The sequence below is a fragment of the Amycolatopsis sp. NPDC051903 genome (assembly GCF_044452505.1).
GTDB lineage: Bacteria > Actinomycetota > Actinomycetes > Mycobacteriales > Pseudonocardiaceae > Amycolatopsis.
This window is the reverse complement of the sequence record NZ_JBITBT010000026.1, coordinates 13,339-32,207: the sequence shown is the minus strand read 5'-3', so window position 1 is coordinate 32,207 and position 18,869 is coordinate 13,339. Positions and strand designations below refer to the sequence as shown.

Here is an 18,869-nt window from a genome sequence, read left to right as displayed (position 1 = left end):
CTCCACCGTGATGGCCGCCAGCATACTGTCGCGCATGCGCCTGCCTACCTCGCCTCCCAGCGGGGTTCCCGCTTCTCCACGAACGCGCGCACGCCTTCCTCGCGATCACGCGACAGATACGGGTTGGGTCCCGCGTTCAAGCGCAATGCCGCGGGCACGGACATCTCCCATCCCTTGGTCGCCATTTCCTTGTACCGACGTAGCGACAGCGGGGCGTTCGCGACGATGCCGGCCACGAACTTCGCACTGAACGACTCGAGCTCGGCCGAGGGCACCACGTGGTTGAGCAGGCCGAGCTCGCGGCCGCGGTGCGCACTGACCGGCTCGCCGGTGTAGAGCATCTCGAGCGCGAGCGAACGCGGAATCAGCCGCGGCAGGACGACGCTGCCGAAGTTCGCGCCCATCCCGCGTTTGGCCTCGGGCAGGCCCAGCTGGACGTGGTCGGCGGCGATCCGCAGGTCCGCGGCGAGCGCGAGCTCGAACCCGCCGGCCAGCGCGTGTCCGTTGAGCACGGCGATCGTCGGCTTGTACAGCTCCAGCAACGCCTCGTGGGCGTTGCGCGCGGGACCGGTCATCGGCACCCGGATCGGCCTGCCCGCACGAGCCTCCTCGTCCAGTTCCTTGAGGTCCGCACCGGCGCAGAACGCGCGGTCCCCGGTGCCGGTCAGCACCACCGCCCACACGTCGCCGTCCCGGCCGCACTCGGCGAACAGCTCCACGAGACGGTCCATCACGGCGTAACTCAACGCATTGCGGCGCTCGGGCCGGTTCAGCGTGATGTGGGCGACGCGGTCACGGACCTCGTAGCGCACCTGGTCGGTCAAGGCCGCCTCGGTCATCGCTGCTCCCCTTCTTCCTGATTCGAAACGGGCCGGCTCGAAGCCCTTCCGCACAGCCGGTTCAGCACCACCGGAAGCTCGTCCATCCGTCCACCGTAGACGCTGTCGACCAGGCCGGGCACGTCCTCGCACGCGTGGCCGACCTCGTCGAAGAGTTCGATCAGCGTTCGTGTTGTCGTGTCCTGGTCGCGGAAGAACATCGTGCTCGGCAGGTCACCCGCACTCCCCCGGCGGTCCCCCTCGGCGAGTTCGACCTCGACGACCCCGTCGAGGTACCCGAAATCGGATTCGGGCACGATCTCGGCCTTGCCCACCAGCCCCATGATCACTGCGTCTTCGAGCGGCCCGAGGTAGTCGTCGTAGCGAATGCGCCCGCGGGCGAGCATCGCGGCGACACCGTAAACCGTGCTCGCGATCGCCTGGGTCGGACGGGTGAAGGGGCCGCGGTAGCCCGTCCCGGGATAGGCCGCGAAATCGGCGTTCTGGTGGACGCGGATCGCGCGCACCGCGGCCGGGTCCAAGTCGCCTTGCCGGCGCACGGCCAGAGCCGCGGCGATCACGGCCATGTTGTCACCCAGCGCGGGAAACGGCTTCGCCCAGGCCGCCAAGAGGGACTCCGGGGCCGGTTCGTCCGGGAACGTCCCGGTGTCGCCGGATCCCGCGAAACAGTTCAGGAACCCCACCTCACTGTCGAACATCGTCGCGCTGCCGTCGATCCCTTCGCGCGCGGCCAGAGCCGCCACGAGCCCCTGACTCGCGGCGGCCGCGTTCTGGAGCCGGAAATCCGATGAGCCGGAGCGAACGGTGTCCAGCACGCCGCCGGCGATGCCCGCCGCCATCGCGACCGCGTGCGCCGCACGCCGCGGGTCGAGCCCGAGCACAACACTCGCGGCGGCCGCGGCGCCGATCCCGCCATAGGTCGGGCTGGTCCGGAAGCCCCGGCGCACCATGGACAGCCCGAGCCCACCACCGCCGAGCCAGTGGATCACGCTGTAGCCGGCGACGATCCCGCGCAGCACGGCGTCGATGCCGTCGCCGCTCAGCTCCGCGCAGGCCACCGCGGCCGGCACCACCAGCGAACCGGGGTGCGCCCACGACGCCATGTCGCAGTCGTCCTGGAACCGCGCGTGAGCGGCGAAAGCGTTGGCCGCCACCGCCTCGGTCGCCACGGCCGCGCCCTCGTCGGCCCACAGCCGCACGAGGCCCTCACCGGGGCCGAACCGGTGGATCGTCCGTCCGAACGCGACGGTCGCCGGCTCGGCGCGGGCCGCGATCCCGAGGCCGACCGCGTCGAAGAAGCAACTCGCGGCCTTGTCCCGGACCTCGGCCGAGAGCTTGTCGGCCCGCAAGCCCGCGAGGTACTCACCGAGCCGTTCGGTGATCAATGCGCTCACGCGCCCACCTCCGTGAACCTCGGAAGCGGTCCGGCGCCGACCGCGCCCTTGGGCGACATCTCGGAGAGCAGCTCGCGGCGCCGCAACAACTCCACCGCCAGGTGTGCGCGACGGACCCGTTCGCGCGCGCTCGCCACCGCGACGGTCTCCAGGTGCACACCCGTCGGATAGATCTCCGGCGCATTGCGCAACCCGAACTTCAGGTACACCGGCGCCGCCGCGGAGACGATCTCCGGTGCCTCGTGGTGCCGCACGAAACCACCGAGCCCGTCGGGGGATTCGACGTAGAAGTCGATTGCCGCGGCCGCGGCGCGGCGCAGTTCGGCGAGCTGCTCGATCGTCAGGTCACCGGGCACGTTCACCGAGTCCGCGCCGAGCGCCGCCACGACCGCGAACGACGCGGGATTGGCCGGCCCGGTGATCGCGGACATCTTCAACAGCAACTCCGGCGGAAGCTCTCCCTTGCTCCGCAACGTGTGCAGCGTCCACAGCACCCCTTCATCCGCGACGAGCAGGCACCGCACACCCAGGTCGCAGGCGCGCTTCGCGTCGTCCACGCTGTAGCGAAGCTGGTCGGCGCCCCGCACCCGAGCGCCGGTGGCCGCACCGGGTGCGCCCGCTCCGGCCCCGACGTCCCACGTGCCGCGAGGGCCGAGGAACAGGCACAGCTCGACCTCGGCGGCCGCGCACTGGTCGAGCATGTCGGCGATCTGGTCGTCGTCGAGCATCGCGACACCGCTGCCCTGGCTCACGCGATGGATCGTGACGTTGTAGCGGTCCGCCTCCTCCAGGACCGCACGCAGCGGAGCCGGTCCTTCCACGGACGGGATCTCGAGGCGGAACGCTCCCCCATCGGGGAACCGGCGGGCGGATCGCTGGGTCATGGCTGGGCTCCCCGTGTCTCGACGGCGGTTTCGGCGGTGAAGGCGCGGGCGGTCGCTGCGGTCAAGTGCCGGCGCAAGGAGTCCGGCGGTTTGGCGTAGCGGCCCTGCCTGCTCGTGCGCAGCTCGGTCGCGCGCCGCAGCCGGACGAACATCTCCGCGTGGTGCACCACGAGCCCGAAGGCGTCGAGCACCGGGACCCCGTCGATCTCGGTGACACCCCGGCGGGCGAGCAGCGTGTTGAGCATTCCTTCGCCAGGGATCAGCAGTTCCGCCCCGGCGGCGATCGCGGTGCGGCCCGCGCGCCGGACCCGCTCCACCACGGTGGCGTGGTTGGCCGGGTCGTCGAGCTCGTGTTCGGTCAGTTCCGGGGTCACCGGGACCATCGCGGCGATCCGGTCGGCCAGCCCGTACCCGCGCGCGAGCACGAGCATGTCGGCCGCCATCGCGCCGCCGAGGCCGAGCATCCCGACCGGTCCGGCGACCACCGAGGACTCCGTCAACGACGTCTCGAGCGCACTGACGACGGGAATGTCGACGACGGAGCGTGCCTCACGCAGTGCCGGGTCGAGGAAGCAGCTGCACGCCACCGCGTCGTAACCCGCGCGTTCGGCCTCGATCGCGGCGAGCACGATCTGGTCGCACAACAGCTGGTGCGCCCACGGATAACAGGTCGTCCGGATCGGAGCCACCCCTTCGGGGTAGGTGCCGGGCGCGACACCGTGCACGTCGACGGTGACGTCCGGCCCGCACACCGCCGCCGCGTGCTCGCGCAGCGCCTCGGCGTAACTCGGCAACCGCTCGAGCTCGGTGATGCTCTGGTGCCAAATCCGGATCGGCGGGCTCACGACGGCCGCGCCGGGGACGTGATCGGAGCCTTCCACGGCGAGATCCCGCCCTCGTAGGCCTTCGGGCCCAGCCGGAAATGCTGTGCTTGCTCGAGGGTCTCGACGAACGGCATGTCCATTGCGTACCGCGCGTCGCCTCGCGGGCGCCCACCCGCCTTCGACACGTGCCCGTACAGTGCGTGCCCGACGACCTCCTCGGTCAGCACCACGGCGTCGACGAGCTTGTCGAGGTCGACACCGGTCGGGATGCCGAGTTCCTCCAGCAGGTAAACGAGGTCCTCGGTCGGCATGAGCGAGGCGGCGCGCCCGTTGCCGCAATACGGGCAGCCCGCCATCCCGCCGACGGAGGCGTCCAGGATCAGGTGGTGCTCCGGACCCAGCACGCGCAGCGCGGTGTGCACCGAAAGCGGGGCCGTGCCCCGGGTGTTGTGCAGGTGCAGGTGGAACGTCGTGATCTCGGGCCAGACGAGCAGGATCTCGCGCAGCTGGTCTTCGACCTGGTCCGGCATGTTCCAGCCCATCGGGTCGCCCAGGAACACCTTCGTGACCGCGATCCCGTTCACGCGCCACAGGTCGTACTGCCGCCGCAGCAGCGCCATCCGGTCCTCGAGGGCGAAGTCGCCGAGCCAGTTGGAACCCCAGGCCGCGTTCACGCCGATGCCGGCCTCGTGCGCGCCCCGCTCGAGAGCGCCGCGCACGATCCCGTCCCACGAATCGATTTCCGCGGCTTGGGTGCGCCCGGTGTTGCGTTGCGCGAAGATGTCGCACACGTGCACCAGCGTCTCCGGCAGCTCACTGGGGAACGACAGTGGAGGCACGTGTTCGGCGAGCCGTTCCCGCCCGCGCTGGTTCAGCGTGAGCGCGGTGTAGCGCACTCCCGGTGCGGGGGTCAGGCGGTCGACCAGTTCGTCGACGTGCGCCATTTGCGGTGTCCACTTCGGGCTCACGAACGAGCCCACGACGATGTTGCGCAACCCCGTGGCGGACAGCGCGTCGAGCACCCGCAGTTTGTCCTCGACGGGGATGTGCGCGTCCTCGATCTGGAATCCCTCGCGCATCCCTTCCTCGATCAGCGTGACGCGCGGGTAGTCGCGGTCAGACATCGGCCTGCTCCTTTCCCCGTTGTCCGTCCAGCAGTTCGGCGTTGGCCTCGCCCGGCGCCGGGGGCACCCGGCGTACCGGGTAGTACTCGCCGTCCACCCGGATCGGCGTGGCCACGGACCGGTAACCCTCGATACCCGGGTGCGCCACCTCGCGGAACGCGCCGAGCGCGCGGACGTGTTCGTGCGCGGCGACTTCGTCGAGGGTCTGGATCGGTGTCACCGGCACGGCAGCCTCGGTCAACGTCTCGATCCAGTGCCGGGACTCCCGGGCGCGGAAGGTCCGGGACAGCTCTTCCGACAGCGCGACCCGGTTCGCGACCCGGTCCGGGTTCCCGGTGAAGCGCGGGTCGTCCAGGAGATCGCGCCGGTTGATCGCACCGCACAGCTTGTGCCAGAGGTTGTCGTTGCCCGCCGCGACGATCAGCCAGCCATCAGCCGCCGGGAACGCCTCGTACGGTGCGATGCCGACCGTGCCCGAGCCGAGCCGCCGCGGCACCTCGCCTTCGGCGAAGTATCCGGTGAACTGTCCGGGCAGCCACATCAGCGCCGTCTCGAGCAGCGAGGTTTGAACCAGCGAGCCCTCCCCCGTCCGGTCCCGCCGCCGCAACGCGTCGAGGATCCCGATCACCAACCACATGCCACTGCCCTGGTCCAGGATGGAAGCCGGGATCCGGGTCGGGGAACGGCCTTCTTCCCCGGTGAGGCTCATCAGCCCGCCGAACGCCTGCATCAGCGGGTCGTACGCAGGGCGGCCCGCGAGTGGGCCCGTCGGGCCGTACCCGGTGATCTCGCAGTAGATCAGTTCCGGATGCGCGAGATGCAGCTCCGCCCAGCCGAACCCGAGCTTCTCCAGTGTCCCGGGCCGCAGGTTCTGCACCAGGATGTCCGCCCCGGCGAGCAGCCCCGACAAGGCCTCCTTGCCTTCAGCGCTCTTCAGGTCCACGAGCAGACTGCGCTTGTTCCGGTTGAGCCCGTGGAAGGTGGCGCTGTCCTCACCCCAGAACGGCGGACCCCAGCGGCGGGTGTCGTCACCCGCGGGCGGACGTTCGATCTTGAGCACCTCGGCGCCGAGGTCACCGAGGATCTGGGTGGCGAACGGGCCGGCGACGCTCATCGTGAGGTCGACGACGCGCACGCCGGTCAACGAGCCGAGCATGACCCCTCCCTCACGACTTGTCGTCGCCGCCGTCGACCACGAGCGTGGCTCCCTGCACGAACCCCGCGCGTTCGGAGGCCGCCCAGGCGACCAGGTCGGCGACGTCCTCCGGAGTGCCCCAGCGATTGCCCGGCAGCGAGATGCCCGCGCCCCATTCGTCACGGACCGCCTGCGCGGCGGCCTCGTCGAGCTCACGCCCCGCCATCTCGCGCTCCCATTTCGCGAACCGCTCCGGCGTGTGGATCAGCCCGGGCACCACCGCGTTGACCCGGATGTTGTGCGGGCCGAGCTCCGCGCCGAGGATCCGTGACAGGCGCACCTCGGCTGCCTTCGCCGGGCCCGTGCACGAGGAGCGGAACGGCGGCTGCGTGACCCGGATCGCCGTCTCGCCCGTCACGTTGACGATGGATCCGCCACCCGATTCGATCATCAGCGGCGCGAACCGCTGGATGAGCCGGAATTGGGCGAAGAAGTTGATCTCCATGCCGTACACGAGCTCTTCGTCGGTGACGTCCAGAAACGGCTTGTAGGTCCCCGTTCCGGCGTTGTTGATCAGCACGTCGAGCCGCCCGTAGGTGCCCCTCACCCGCGCGACCAGTGCATCGAGATCGGCGACCTTCGTGACGTCGACGACGACGTGATCGACCTTCTGCCCCGTCTTCTCACCTATCGTGCGGGCCGCGTCGGCGAGCACGTCCGGGCGCCGCGCCGCGATCACCACACGCGCGCCCTCGCGGGCGAACAGTTCGGCGGTGGCACAACCGATGCCGCTGCTGCCGCCGGTGATCACGGTAACCTTGTCCTTGAGCGCCAAATCCACCGCGGACTCCCTCTTTTCGAAAATCCTGTTCTACGGGAATGCTGTTCGGGTCAATAGCTCTTGGGCATGCCGAGCGTGCCGTGGCCGATGTAGGCCAGCACCAGGTTGTTGTTGATCGGCGCGACCATCGGCAGGCGCGCTTCCCGGAATTTGCGTTCGATGTGGTATTCGGTGGCGAGCCCGTACCCGCCGTAGGCGTCCATCGCGGCGTTCGCGGCGGCCCAGTTCGCCTGGGAGGAAAGGAGTTTCGCGGCATTGGCCTCGAAACCGGGTTGACCGCCGCGCTCGAACAGCGCCGCCGCCTTGTTGCGCATCAGGCTCGCGGCCTCGAGCTGCGCGTACGCTTGGGCCAGCGGGAACTGCACGCCCTGGTTCGCGCCCACGGGTTTGCCGAACACCACCCGTTCGCTCGCGTAGTGGGTGGCCTGGTCGATGAACCAGTACCCGTCACCGAGGAATTCCGAGCTCACCAGGATCCGCTCGGCGTTCATCCCGGAGAGGATGTAACGGAACCCCTTGCCCTCCTGACCGATCAGGTTCTCCGCCGGGACCCGCAGATCGTCGAAGAACAACTGGTTCGTCTCGTGGTTGACCATCGTCTCGATCGGCGTCACCTGAACGCTGTCCCCGGCCGTCCGCAGATCGACGAGAAAGACACTCAGCCCGTCGATCTTGCGTTCCACGTCATCGTATTTCTCCGTGCGCGCGAGCAGCAACAGCAGATCGGAATGCTGGACCCGGGAGGTGAAGATCTTGCGGCCGTTGATGACGTATTCGTCGCCCTCGCGCCGCGCGAACGTACTGATCCGGGTTGTGTCCGAACCGGCGTCGGGCTCGGTGATCCCGAACGCCTGCAACCTCAGTTCGCCGGCCGCGATCTTCGGCAGGTACCGTTGCTTCTGCTCCTCGTTCCCGTGCCGCAGCACCGTGCCCATCGTGTACATCTGGGCGTGCGCGGGCGCCCCACTCGCGCCCGATCGGTTGATCGTCTCGAGGATCAGCGCAGCGTCGCTGATCACGCCACCGCCGCCGCCGTACTCCTCGGGGATCAGCACACTCAGCCAGCCGGCGTCGGTCAGCGCGCGCACGAAGTCCTCGGGATAGGCGTGCGCGCGATCGAGGTCGCGCCAGTAACCGGCCGGGTAGTCGGCGCACAGTTTCGCGACGGACTCCCGGATGGTCTCCTGCTGGGGGGTCAGAACGTAATCCATGGCTCGGCAGACCTTTCTCGTGAACTCACTGCACCCAGCCGCAGTCCGCTTTCGAGCCGCACGACCACGCGGACAGATGCGAGACGACGTAGTCGAGAGCCGGATCGGTGAACGCGCAGCCGATCCCTTCCGACGACTTGATGTAGGCGTCGAGCTGGTTCTGCGGAATCGTCAGGTACGGGAAATTGACGCGTTTCGGCACGGTTTTCCCGGTCGCGAGCTGATAACCCTCGTACACCGCGGCAGCACCGATCCCGGGGTCCATCTCGCTGGAGATCGTGGTGAACCCCGTCTTGGCGTGTTGCTGCTGCCACCACTGCAGGAAGTTCGTCCGGTTGCCGCCCTCCACCGCGGGCACACCCCGGCCGTCGGCCGCGAACGCCTGCAGCGCACCGTAGGCCTCACCGCCTTGATCGATGATGCCCTGCACGGGCGGCAGTCCGGGCAGGGCCTTCTGCACAGCGTCCTCGCTGATCGAGTCGTCCCAGTCGCCGTAGAGCGTGTTGACGACCTTGATCCCGGGGTATTTCCGCAGCGCGTCCTGCGTGCCGTGCTCGAAGCCCGCGTCGGCCCCGGTGCCGGCGGTCCCGCGGATGCTGAGCACGTTTCCCCGGCCGTGCATCTGCTTGAGCAGGTACTCGATGCGCTGCTCCTGGCCGCCGCTGAAATCCGACTCCAGCTCGTAGGGCACTGTGCTCGTGACCGGACCTTCGGCGAACACGAGCACCGGGATGTGCGCGCGTTGCGCCGAGGTGATCACCCCGTTGAGGCCCGCCGTGGAAGTGGGCTGGATGAGGATCGCGCTGACCCGGTTGAGAATCATGTCCTGCACTTGTGAGACTTGCGAGCTCACGTCGTTGTTCGCGTTCTCGACCTTGACGTCGGCGACCTCGTGCCGCGCCTGCAAGTTCCCGACGGCGGTGTCGACCTCGTGGATCAGCGCCTGGTTCCACGTGTTGTTCGCGAACCCGATGGAGATGCCCAGTACCGGGCCGGACGCACCGGCCGTGGCACAACCGGAGAGCACCGATGCGCCGAGTGCCAGCGCGCACGCGGCGATCACGAGCCGCTTGGCCCTACTTGTCAGCACGGGTCTGCGCCCCTTTCCCCGGACGTACAGCGGACTTCGCGCCGCGCAGGCGCGCGGCGACACCCGCGGTCACGACCACAGCGATCACGACGAGCCCCTCGGCGAGGTCCTGCGCGCCGGCCGAGGCCTTGGTCAGTTCCAGCATGCTGACGAGCACGGTCATCACCAGCGCACCCGCGATCGTGCCGGTGACCGAGGTCCGCCCGCCGCTGACCGGCGTCCCGCCGACCACCACCGCACCGACCGAACCGAGTAAGTACACGTCACCCATATCGGCGAAAGCGCCGTTGTCGTAGGCCGAAAGCAGCACCCCGACGATCCCGCCCAGGACGCCGCAGACGACGAAGTTGAGCACGATCATCCGCGCGACCGGGATGCCCGCGAGTTTCGCGGCCTCACGGTTCTGGCCCATCGCGGACAGGTACCGGCCGTACACCATCCGCGCGAGCAGTCCGGCCAGGAGCACACCGACGACCACCTCGAGCACGATCACCGCCGACGCGCCGTCGGCCTCGAGGTGCACGAACCCGGCCAGCCCGGCGCTGACGTCGGTCGCGGAATCGCCCTGGACGAACAGGATCGCGCTGAACAACACGTAGCCGATGGCCAACGACGCGATGATCCCCGGCAGTTTCAGCGCCGCGGTGAGGATTCCGTTCGCAACGCCGACGATCGCACCGAGCGCGATCGCGATCACCACCCGCAGCACCGGCGAGACCGGGATCACCCCACTGGAGAGATAGCCGGCGAGCGTGATCGTGTACGGCAGTGAGAGGTCGAACGAACCGTCGCCGCTGGCGAGTACCACCATCTGCCCGAGCCCGGCCAGTGCGAGGAACACCGCCAGGGTCAAACTCACCAGCAGCAAACGGACCGAGAATCCGCCGGAGATCGCGCAGGCCAGCAGCCACAGCAGGAGCGCTGCGGCCCACGGCCACGGCCGCACCACCGAGATCCGCCGGCGCAACCGGCTCCGCGCGACAGCGTCGAGCGCACTCATGTCCACTCCTTCGGGGACGGTTCCCGTTCTCGGGCAGGCACGTCGGTCATCGGCGGGCCCTCGATTCCCGGCGCGCCAGCCAGCGGGCGGCCATCACCAGGATCAGGATCACGCCCTCGACGGCCGGTTGGTAATTGGTGTTGAGGTCGAACGCCACCAACAGGATCGGGATCAGTGCGAGCCCGATCGAGGACACCACGGTGCCGACCGGTTCGATGATCCCGCCCGCGAACTGGCCGCCGCCGATGATCACCGCGACGATGCTGGTCAGCGTCAGGGTCTGGGAGGCGTTGATGTCACTGCCGGAAAACACGACCGTGGTCATCATCCCGGCGAGCGCGACGCAGACGCCCGCCAATGCGTACAGCGTCGCACGCGCGTACCACGGGGAGCGACCAGTGCGCACGAACGCCGACGGGCTGCCGCCGAACGCGCGGAGCACAGCGCCCCAACGCGATCGGCGCAGGACGAAGTAGCCGAACGCAGCGAGCGCGACCACGAGGTAGACGGGTTCGGGAACGCCGGGCAAACTCGCGCCGAGCGAGTCGGTGAGCCAGTCCGGCGCGGTGCCGCCCGGCGTGTCCTGGATCATCAGCCCGATCCCGAGCCACACGAACGAGGCGCCGAGGGTGATCACGATGCCCGGCACCTTGGCGGCTTCGATCAACAACGCCATCACGACGTAGCCGGCGACGATCGCGACGAGCGAGAGCACCCCGAAGAAGACGTTGTGCACCAGCACTGTCGCGGACACGACGTTGGCCAGGCCGACGGAGTAGCCGATCCCGACATCGAGATCCCCGGCGAGGATGACGAACTGCTGCGCCATCGCCACCAGTACGAGCGGCAGCGCCGAGGACAGCAGCAGCCCGATCGCGTCGCCGGAGAGCACGGCCGGGTCCCGCACGATCAATCCGACGCCGAGCACCACGAGCAGGATCACTGAAGCCGCGCTTCGGGAGTGCCGCAGGTTCTGTGGCCACGACCGGTTGGCCGGCAAGCCGAACGAGTCCGGGGCGAAGGTCGTCATGACGCCTTGACCTCCTCGGCCCGCTCGCCGGTCAGCGCGTAGGACCAGCGGATGATCTCGTTGACGGTGATTTCCGCGTCGCGAAGTTCCCGGACGACACGGCCCTGCGCGAGGACGTAGACGCGGTCGCATTCGAGGAACTCACGGTCCTCGGTCGAGTACAGCAGCGCGCCACGCCGTTCCTCGCGCACCAGGCCGAGAACTTCGTAGAAGTCGCCTTTGGTGTGGATGTCCACACCGCGGGTCGGATCGTCGAGCAGCAACAGCGACGCACCACTGGCGAGCCCGCGCGCGATCAGCGCCTTCTGCTGGTTCCCGCCGGAGAGCGCGGAGATGGGTGCGTCCGGTCCCGCGGCGACGATCTTGAGCAGTCGCGAAAAGTGCGCCGCGACCGCGCGGGCCTTCCCCACGCGCAGCCAGCCCCAGCGCGACAACCCGCGCAGCCCGGACACGAGGATGTTCTCGCTCACGTCCCACAGCGCGAAGACGCCTTCACGCTGACGGTCGCCGCTGACGTAGGCGACCGATCCGCGCAGCCGCGCCCCGGCGCCGTGCCGGTGCCCGCGGGACTGGTCGTGGATCGCGTGCAGGATCCGGCGCTGGCCCGCGTCCTCCAGTCCGGCGAGGCCGACGACTTCACCGGGCCGTACGGTGATCGGGATGCGTTCGCCGTCGTGGGGTGCGGTTTCCAGCTCCAGCACGGGATCGGCGTCCACTCCCGCCGCGACCGCGCGCCCGCTCGAGCGTTCCTCGATCTCCTTGGCGCCCAGCACGGTCAGCAGCCCTTCGCGCGTCACCTCGGCGCTTTCGCCGTCCCACGCGATCTGCCCGTCGCGCAGGACGACGATCCGGTCGCACAGCGCCAGCACCTCGTCGAGCTTGTGCGTCACGTAGATGACGGCGACACCCTGCTGGGCGCGGCTGCGCGCGTATTCGCGCAACCGCGCGGCCGCCTCCCTCGACAGCGCGGAGGTCGGTTCGTCGAGGATCAGCATCGTGATGTCGGGGGTGGACGCCACGATCCCGATCTCCACGCTCTGCCGGTCCGACACCGGGAGAGCCGCGACTTCCGTGCGCGGTGGGATCGCGTACTCGGGGAAGACCTCCCGGATGGCTTCGGTCGCCGCGTTCCCGGTCGCACGCCGGGACCCCGGCGCCGTCCCACCCCGCGCGAGGCGGAAGTTCTCCGCGACCGACAGGTTCGGGAACAGCGCGAGTTCCTGGTACACACAGGCGACACCGTGTTCGGCCGCGGCGGCCGGACCGTACTCGCTCGCCGGGATGCCCACTCCGCCGAGTGCGACGGTGCCGGCCTCCGCACGAACCGCGCCCGTGATGATGTTGAGCATCGTCGACTTCCCGGCGCCGTTGGACCCGAGCAGCCCCAGTAGCTGTCCTTTGCGGACGGTCAAATCGATCCCGCGCAGCACGGGAACCGGGCCGTAGGATTTCGTGATTCCCCTGAGTTCCAGCACCGCTTCGCTCATGGCCGGCTCCCCAGCGCCCGGGCCCCGAGCCGCTCGGTCTCCGGCAGCGCGCGAAGCTCGGCCAGCAGTGCCTCGGCGTCGCCCGCACCCGAATACGCGACACAGTCGCGGAACTTCGCGGCCAGCTCGTCGTCGGTCAGCGGGAGGCGGGCATCACCCCGCGGGATGTCCACCCGCTTGCGGTGGGTCTCGCCGCCGACCTCGATCTCGACCGCTGCGTAGGCGTAATCGTATTCCGCCGGGCCGAACGGCACGCGGGCGGACTCGCGGAGTTCCACCTTGCGCAGCAACGCCTGCGCCTCGTCCCGGCGAACCGCTCCGTCGCGGAAGGACTCCAGCGACACCCGGCCGTCCAGCAGGGCGGCCGCGCACACGTACTCGGAGCTGAACTTCGCCTCGAGCCCGGTGACCGGGCGGTGGCGGATCAGCGGATCGCCGCCACCGGGCTCGACGGTGATCGTGATCGCCGTGACCTCGGCGGTCCTGCCGTGCAGTTTCGGTACCAGTTCCAGCGTCGCGTCCGCGAGGCGGTGGGTGTTGTAGCAACACGGGTATTTCTTGACGTTGATGCCGTCGGCCAGCAGCGCCCAGTCCCCCGCCAGGCGCTCTGCCGCAGCCACCGGGTCTCCCGGTTCGCCGTACATCGCGAAGTACCCGAGCGGCGATTCCAGCTGCGACTCGTCCGCCGTGAACCCGTTGGCCGCGAGGTGCGTGGCGAACACGGCGTCCCGACCGGAAATGCCGGGGTGCAGCGGTTTGGTCATCGTGCCGAAGTTCTGCCGGCTGCCGCTGGCCATCGAGGCCGCGATGCCGATCGCGCGCCGGGTCGCCGCGGTGCCCAATCCGCACAGTCGTGCCGCGCCCGCCGTGGCCGCGACAACGCCGGTGGTGGCGGTGGAATGCCAGCCCCGCGAGTAGTGCTCGCGGATCGCCAGACCCGCACCGAGCGCCACGATCACCTGGTAAGCGACCACGTACGCGTCCAGCAGATCGGTCCCCGACGCGCCCTGTTCCTCCGCGACGGCGAGCAGCGCCGGCACCAGAGCCACACTGGCGTGCCCGTAGATGGGGTGGGTCACGTCGTCGTAGTCCAGCGCGTGCGCGGCGAGCCCGTTGAGCAGCGCGGCTTGGGTCGCGGTGGTCCGGCCGCCGGTGGTCAGGATCGTCGAAGTTCCGGGGCCGCACTCGTGGCCGACCGTGCGCCACAGCGCTTCCACGGCGGCGTCGCCCTTGCCCGCCAGGCTGACACCGACGGTGTCGAGCACCGCCCGCAGTGCCCGCTCCCGCAACTCGGCGGGCGCGCTCGCGACGTCGGCGCCGACCGCGAATTCCGCTATTCGTTCGGTGATTGCCTTGCTGGTCATCGTGGCGCTCCTTCGCGTTCGCTCACGTGCGGCAGAACTTCGTCGAGCAGCAGGTGTTCCGCCTCGGCCTGTTCGTCTTCGCTCGCGCCCCGGATCCGCGTCGCGAAGATGATCCGGTCGAGGCCGAGCGCCTTGAGTTCGGTGAGCCGCCGGACGCAGTACTCGGGCGGGCCCGCGACGGCGAAGCGGTCGATCAGCTCGTCACTCATCGCGGCGGCGTGGGAGCTGCGGTTCTCACCGTGGTGTGTCATGTCGTAGGACGTGCGCGCGGCTTCGAGCTGTTCGCGCGTGCGGTCGTCGACGCCGGCGAGCCGTGCGCGCGACTGCATGACGGACCACCGGCCGGCCAGCGCGACGCCTCCGGCGGCGAGCTTGCGGGCCTGCGCGCGGTCGCGGTGCGGGACGACGGTGATCAGTGCCGAGCGGGTGAACTCGTGGTCCGCCAAACCCGCGCCGGCGCGTTCGGCCTTGGTCAGTTCCAGCATCGCGCGCAACCTCGTCACGTCGGCGCCGACACCGAAGGTGACGCCGTCCGCGTGGCGTGCGGCGAGTCGGAGCACTTTCGGCCCGGAGCCGGCGACGTCGACGGGGACCTTCGGCTGGGTCCCGGGCAGCCAGCGGATCCTGCTCCCGCTGGGCGCCGTTTCGTAGCCGAGGGTGTCGAGCTTCGGGAGGTCCTTGAGGTCTTCGTCGTCGAACGAGACCTCCTCACCACGCAGATATCCCTGAAGCTGGGTCAGATATCGCTCGAAGCGCCGCAGCGGCGCCGGTGCGCGCCCGAGGTAGGCGAGCGCGGAATCCCCGCGCCCGACACCCAGCACCACCCGTCCGCCGGAGACCTCCTGCAGGCTCGCGGCGGCGTCGGCGTTGACGGCCGCGTGCCGGGTCACGGGATTGGTCACAGCGGTACCGAGTTTGAGGGTGGTCGTGGCCGTCGCGGCGACGGTGAGCGCGACCCAGCATTCGAGCCAGAGGTTCTGCGAGTCGGTGATGAACATGCCGTCGAAGCCGGCGTCCTGGGCCTGGCGCGCCTGCCGGATGATCTCGTCCGCGCGGGCGTTCCACGCGGACGTCCAGAATTCGGTCATGGGAACCGGTTTTCCCTTCCACACGGCGGAGAGTGGGGACTCTGTGCCGTCCCGCTCCGCCCGTGACTAGGCGAAACGGCCGCGGTCGAGCACAGCTTCGTCGTGGCTCGGGATGACCTCGCACCCGAGGGATTCGATCTTGGTGAAGCTCGCGTCGTACTCGTGCAGGTTCGTGTACAGCCCGGACGGGATGTGGTCGGCGGTCTCGTCGCCTTCCCAGTTCTCGTAGGTGTCCACGCAGTCGCCCGCGATCAGGTACTTCTTCTCCGCCGCCTGGACGAGCACCCCCTGCGAACCGGGTGTGTGCCCCGGCAGTGCGACGACGTTGATCCCGGGTGCGATTTCCGCGTCCCCGTCGACGACCTCGAGCCGATCCGCGGCCTTCCGCCACGGCGCCTCGATACCGGGCAGGTGCTCGAACGCGACGTTGTGCCAGGGCAGCGGACCATTCGCGTAGTCGAGTTCTCGTTGTTGCACCACGACTTTGGCGTTGGGGAAGAGGTCGTTGTTCGACGAGTGGTCCCAGTGCAGGTGTGTGTTGACGACGAGGCGCACGTCGGCCGGGTCGATCCCGGCGGCCTCGAGCACGGCGGGCGGGCGCTCTTCGGACGCCTGCTCCATCCGGTACTTGTGGTGGCGCCAGACGTGGTCGGGGTCCAGGGGGCCGGTGTCCACGACGACGGGGTGCTCGCCACCTTCGATGACGAACATGATCAGCGGTGATGTGTGGTACTCGCCCCAGTGCCGCAGGTAGATGATCGTCGGTTTGTGCAATCCGACCAGGCGTCCCAGTCCGAGGGCGCGGATCGACAGGGCCATCGCACTCCTTTGCTCGGCATCGTTGCCAGCGGGCGTGTGGAGAAACCCGTCCAACTCATCTGAACGACCGACGAGACCTTTGTTCGATATTTCGAACAACGTCCCGTATACCGTTGACCGTACGGCGGGCCGAATTATGCTGTCAAGGCCGGCCCCTCCAATGGAAGCTCCGCAAACCCTTTGCAGAGCAGGAAAACCGCTCCACATCTCACCCGCGGGGAAACTCCGCCGGAGAAGGAGAACCGTTCGATGACCGATTCCATCGCCCGCCTCGGACTCGTCGTACGCGACCTACCCGGACACGTGGTCGCAAAACTCGCGAAACGTGCGGAAGCAGCCGGATTCACCGATCTCTTCCTGCCGGAAATGGGTTACGTCGCCGCCGAGCACGTCACGGGGCGCGACCCGTTCCTCGCGTCCGCCTCCGCCCTGTCCGCGACAACCCGGCTGCGCGTCGGTCCCGGGGTCGCGATCACCCCGGTCCGTTCGGCGCGCGCGACGGCCTTGCTCGCGGCGGGGTGCCAGGAGGACTCCGGCGGGCGGTTCGTGCTCGGCTGCGGCGTCTCCCATCGCGGGGCGCTCGCGGCGATCGGCCTGCCGTTCCCCGACTCCCCGCTGACCCACACGGCGGACTACGTGGCGCACCTGCGCGATTTGTCGCGGCGAACGCTCGCCTTCGGTCGCGACTTCCCGGTCCTGCTCGGTGCGCTGGGCCCGAGGATGCTGCGCCTGTCCGCGACGACCGCCGACGGCGCGATGCTCAACTGGCTCACCCCGGAACACGCGAAGACGGCCACGGAGACGATCGCCGAAGCCGCGGCGGGCGCTCCGCGTGAGTCGGCCCTCTACCTTCGCGTCGGCACTCCTTCCGCCGTCCGGCAGGAAGCCGAGCTGTACCTGACGCGTTTCCCCAACTACCGCAAGCACTTCGCGCGTCAGGGAATCACCTCGGTCGACGAGGCGGCCCGCCGGACTGCCATCCCCTCTCTCGCCACCTCGACGATCCGGGAGGTGGCCGAGTCGTACCGTGCCGCCGGCGTCACGTTGCCGTGCCTGTCCCCCACCGGATTGTCGACGCGTGAGATCGGCGAGCTCGTGGACAGTTTTGCGAGCTCCTGAACCGATTCGGGCGACAACGACGGACGGGACTTCTGGGGGGGGCACCCGCTGAACACTCTCAGGCCTCGGCGAGAACGGTGGCCGTAGCGCAGGCGCCAGCTGGACACCGGCGCACCGGTCGTCGCGCCCACGGACAGCGGAATCACCGGCAGGTAGTAGCGCACCGGAAACGCGCCGAGCGACCGCCTGGAGCCCGGGCACATCGCCCACGGCCCAACGCCGGAAAGTCAGCCGGACCCAACCGATCTTCCGAGCGGGCGGTCATGTCAGGCGGTGGCCTGCTCCGCCACCGGCGTTCCGGTGACCGGTTCCAGCCGGTTCCGGCGGGGCGCCAGCAGCAGCACCGAGAGCGTGATCATCAGCCCGCAGGCGCCGACGAACAGGAACACCGGGACGTACCCCGTGCTCAGGTAGATCTGCCCGATCACCAGCGGCCCGAGTGCGTTGAGCACGCGGCCGATCCCGTAGCAGAACCCGGTGCCGGTGGCCCGGACCGCGGTCGGGAACAGGCGCGGCGTGTAGGAGTACATCAGCGCCACCAGGGTCTGGTTCAGCGCCGCGACCAGGATGCCGAACGTGATGATCGCCGCGGGTTCGAACGTCAGCCCGTAGGCGATGCCGCTGCCCGCGAAGACCAGGCTGAACCCGATGATCGGCCCGCGCATCCCGAACCGGTCGGCCACCGGCCACGCCAGCAGCGCCCCGGGCACCGCACCGAGCGTGGTCAGCGCCGAGTAACCCACGCTGCTGGTGACGCTGAACCCGTGCTCGTGCAGCAGCGTCGGCGCGAACGACGCGAAGCCGTAGTAGCTGATCGTGAGGAATGCCCACACCAGCGCCAGCATGATCGTGCGGCGGGCGAGCTTGCCGCGGAACAGTTCCCGCACCGGGACACGCGGCGCGGGCGCCGCCGCCGCGGCGGCCTCCGGCACCGGCGGGAGTTCGTGCTTGCGCGACACCACGGCCTCGATCCGGTCGACGACCGCTTCCGCTTCCCGGCCGCGATCCTTCGCCAGCAGCCAGTGCGGGGATTCCGGCAGCCGCGAGACGAGCACCAGCGCGACGAGCCCCAGCCCGCCGAACAGGAAGACGAACCGCCACGCGTTCTCCCCCAGCCCGATCACGCCGCGGGCGAAGAACGACATCGCCGGGATGCCGAGCAACCCCAGCGCGAGGGTGGCTGCCTGCAACCGCCCGCGTTGCGCCGCGGGCACCAGCTCCGCGAGGTAGGTGATCGCGATGACGGTCATCGCGCCCAGCCCGATCCCGGTGGCGACCCGTGCGATGAACAACGTGGTGCCGTCGAAGCAGACGGCGTTCAGCAGGGAGAACACCGAGAACCACAGCACCGACACGCGCAAGCCGGCGCGCCGCCCGACGCGTTCGGCGACGCGGCCCCCGATCGCGGCACCGAGGAACATGCCGACGAAGCCCGCCGCGGTGATGAACGAGACCTCGCGGACGCTGATCCCGAGGAAGCTCCGCAAGGCGGGAGCCGCGTAGGCGAAAGTGTTGATGTCGGCCAGCTCGAACGCGAAACACAGCGCGAGCGTGGCGACGACCCGTCGTTGATGACTGGACCAGGGCAACCGGTCCAGCCGGGCGAGCACAGTCATCGGG

General features: G+C 69.4%; 17 protein-coding genes. 1 reads left to right on the top strand and 16 read right to left on the bottom strand.

Features of this window, described 5'->3' with window-relative positions:
- Window positions 1-44: 44 nt before the first annotated feature.
- The 15 genes from ACIA77_RS36605 to ACIA77_RS36535 all read right to left on the bottom strand — a co-directional run bounded on the left by ACIA77_RS36605 (window position 45) and on the right by ACIA77_RS36535 (window position 16,130).
- Window positions 45-839: an enoyl-CoA hydratase/isomerase family protein gene (locus ACIA77_RS36605; RefSeq protein WP_395890666.1), complete on the bottom strand. Its 795-nt coding sequence runs from the start codon at window positions 837-839 to the stop codon at window positions 45-47.
- Window positions 836-2,233 (bottom strand): MmgE/PrpD family protein, encoded by a 1,398-nt coding sequence (locus ACIA77_RS36600; protein WP_395890665.1) that lies wholly within the window; start codon window positions 2,231-2,233, stop codon window positions 836-838. The genes ACIA77_RS36605 and ACIA77_RS36600 overlap by 4 nt, the downstream gene beginning before the upstream one ends.
- Window positions 2,230-3,117, bottom strand: coding sequence for a hypothetical protein (locus ACIA77_RS36595; RefSeq protein WP_395890664.1), 888 nt, complete (start codon window positions 3,115-3,117; stop codon window positions 2,230-2,232). The genes ACIA77_RS36600 and ACIA77_RS36595 overlap by 4 nt, the downstream gene beginning before the upstream one ends.
- Window positions 3,114-3,998, bottom strand: a complete 885-nt coding sequence (locus tag ACIA77_RS36590) for an aspartate/glutamate racemase family protein (protein ID WP_395890663.1) — start codon at window positions 3,996-3,998, stop codon at window positions 3,114-3,116. Before ACIA77_RS36590 ends, ACIA77_RS36595 begins: the two co-directional genes overlap by 4 nt.
- Window positions 3,959-5,065 carry a citramalate synthase gene (locus tag ACIA77_RS36585; RefSeq protein WP_395890662.1) on the bottom strand — a complete coding sequence of 369 codons (1,107 nt, stop codon included), beginning with the start codon at window positions 5,063-5,065 and terminating at the stop codon, window positions 3,959-3,961. The genes ACIA77_RS36590 and ACIA77_RS36585 overlap by 40 nt, the downstream gene beginning before the upstream one ends.
- Window positions 5,058-6,221, bottom strand: a complete 1,164-nt coding sequence (locus ACIA77_RS36580) for a CaiB/BaiF CoA transferase family protein (RefSeq protein WP_395890661.1) — start codon at window positions 6,219-6,221, stop codon at window positions 5,058-5,060. Before ACIA77_RS36580 ends, ACIA77_RS36585 begins: the two co-directional genes overlap by 8 nt.
- Window positions 6,222-6,231: 10 nt before the next feature.
- Complete coding sequence (locus ACIA77_RS36575; protein ID WP_395890660.1) at window positions 6,232-7,041, bottom strand: SDR family NAD(P)-dependent oxidoreductase; 810 nt, start codon at window positions 7,039-7,041, stop codon at window positions 6,232-6,234.
- 50 nt (window positions 7,042-7,091) lie between these two features.
- A complete protein-coding gene (locus tag ACIA77_RS36570; protein WP_395890659.1) occupies window positions 7,092-8,252 on the bottom strand; it encodes an acyl-CoA dehydrogenase family protein in 1,161 nt (386 codons plus the stop codon).
- A gap of 25 nt (window positions 8,253-8,277) precedes the next feature.
- Window positions 8,278-9,342, bottom strand: coding sequence for a substrate-binding domain-containing protein (locus tag ACIA77_RS36565; RefSeq protein ID WP_395890658.1), 1,065 nt, complete (start codon window positions 9,340-9,342; stop codon window positions 8,278-8,280).
- Window positions 9,329-10,342 carry an ABC transporter permease gene (locus tag ACIA77_RS36560; protein ID WP_395890657.1) on the bottom strand — a complete coding sequence of 338 codons (1,014 nt, stop codon included), beginning with the start codon at window positions 10,340-10,342 and terminating at the stop codon, window positions 9,329-9,331. The genes ACIA77_RS36565 and ACIA77_RS36560 overlap by 14 nt, the downstream gene beginning before the upstream one ends.
- 46 nt (window positions 10,343-10,388) lie before the next feature.
- Entirely contained in the window at window positions 10,389-11,372 is a 984-nt protein-coding gene (locus ACIA77_RS36555; protein ID WP_395890656.1) for an ABC transporter permease, read from the bottom strand.
- A complete protein-coding gene (locus ACIA77_RS36550) occupies window positions 11,369-12,859 on the bottom strand; it encodes an ATP-binding cassette domain-containing protein (protein WP_395890655.1) in 1,491 nt (496 codons plus the stop codon). The genes ACIA77_RS36555 and ACIA77_RS36550 overlap by 4 nt, the downstream gene beginning before the upstream one ends.
- Complete coding sequence (locus tag ACIA77_RS36545) at window positions 12,856-14,223, bottom strand: MmgE/PrpD family protein (protein ID WP_395890654.1); 1,368 nt, start codon at window positions 14,221-14,223, stop codon at window positions 12,856-12,858. Before ACIA77_RS36545 ends, ACIA77_RS36550 begins: the two co-directional genes overlap by 4 nt.
- Window positions 14,220-15,311: an LLM class flavin-dependent oxidoreductase gene (locus ACIA77_RS36540; RefSeq protein ID WP_395890653.1), complete on the bottom strand. Its 1,092-nt coding sequence runs from the start codon at window positions 15,309-15,311 to the stop codon at window positions 14,220-14,222. Before ACIA77_RS36540 ends, ACIA77_RS36545 begins: the two co-directional genes overlap by 4 nt.
- Before the next feature lie 66 nt (window positions 15,312-15,377).
- Window positions 15,378-16,130, bottom strand: coding sequence for an N-acyl homoserine lactonase family protein (locus ACIA77_RS36535; protein WP_395890652.1), 753 nt, complete (start codon window positions 16,128-16,130; stop codon window positions 15,378-15,380).
- Between the two features lie 249 nt (window positions 16,131-16,379).
- Here ACIA77_RS36535 and ACIA77_RS36530 point away from each other — a divergent pair, with 249 nt between their 5' ends.
- Complete coding sequence (locus ACIA77_RS36530; RefSeq protein ID WP_395890651.1) at window positions 16,380-17,249, top strand: LLM class flavin-dependent oxidoreductase; 870 nt, start codon at window positions 16,380-16,382, stop codon at window positions 17,247-17,249.
- A 266-nt stretch (window positions 17,250-17,515) separates the two neighbouring features.
- Here the strand turns inward: ACIA77_RS36530 and ACIA77_RS36525 are convergent, their stop codons facing one another.
- A complete protein-coding gene (locus ACIA77_RS36525) occupies window positions 17,516-18,865 on the bottom strand; it encodes an MFS transporter (protein ID WP_395890650.1) in 1,350 nt (449 codons plus the stop codon).
- Between the last annotated feature and the right edge of the window lie 4 nt (window positions 18,866-18,869).

Excerpts from the sequence above, each read along its gene's own strand:
- ACIA77_RS36605 (WP_395890666.1), bottom strand. The coding sequence starts at position 839 with ATGACCGAGGCGGCCTTGACCGACCAGGTGCGCTACGAGGTCCGTGAC.
- ACIA77_RS36595 (WP_395890664.1), bottom strand. The coding sequence starts at position 3,117 with ATGACCCAGCGATCCGCCCGCCGGTTCCCCGATGGGGGAGCGTTCCGC.
- ACIA77_RS36585 (WP_395890662.1), bottom strand. The coding sequence starts at position 5,065 with ATGTCTGACCGCGACTACCCGCGCGTCACGCTGATCGAGGAAGGGATG.
- ACIA77_RS36580 (WP_395890661.1), bottom strand. The coding sequence starts at position 6,221 with ATGCTCGGCTCGTTGACCGGCGTGCGCGTCGTCGACCTCACGATGAGC.
- ACIA77_RS36570 (WP_395890659.1), bottom strand. The coding sequence starts at position 8,252 with ATGGATTACGTTCTGACCCCCCAGCAGGAGACCATCCGGGAGTCCGTC.
- ACIA77_RS36560 (WP_395890657.1), bottom strand. The coding sequence starts at position 10,342 with ATGAGTGCGCTCGACGCTGTCGCGCGGAGCCGGTTGCGCCGGCGGATC.
- ACIA77_RS36555 (WP_395890656.1), bottom strand. The coding sequence starts at position 11,372 with ATGACGACCTTCGCCCCGGACTCGTTCGGCTTGCCGGCCAACCGGTCG.
- ACIA77_RS36550 (WP_395890655.1), bottom strand. The coding sequence starts at position 12,859 with ATGAGCGAAGCGGTGCTGGAACTCAGGGGAATCACGAAATCCTACGGC.
- ACIA77_RS36545 (WP_395890654.1), bottom strand. The coding sequence starts at position 14,223 with ATGACCAGCAAGGCAATCACCGAACGAATAGCGGAATTCGCGGTCGGC.
- ACIA77_RS36540 (WP_395890653.1), bottom strand. The coding sequence starts at position 15,311 with ATGACCGAATTCTGGACGTCCGCGTGGAACGCCCGCGCGGACGAGATC.
- ACIA77_RS36535 (WP_395890652.1), bottom strand. The coding sequence starts at position 16,130 with ATGGCCCTGTCGATCCGCGCCCTCGGACTGGGACGCCTGGTCGGATTG.
- ACIA77_RS36530 (WP_395890651.1), top strand. The coding sequence starts at position 16,380 with ATGACCGATTCCATCGCCCGCCTCGGACTCGTCGTACGCGACCTACCC.
- ACIA77_RS36525 (WP_395890650.1), bottom strand. The coding sequence starts at position 18,865 with ATGACTGTGCTCGCCCGGCTGGACCGGTTGCCCTGGTCCAGTCATCAA.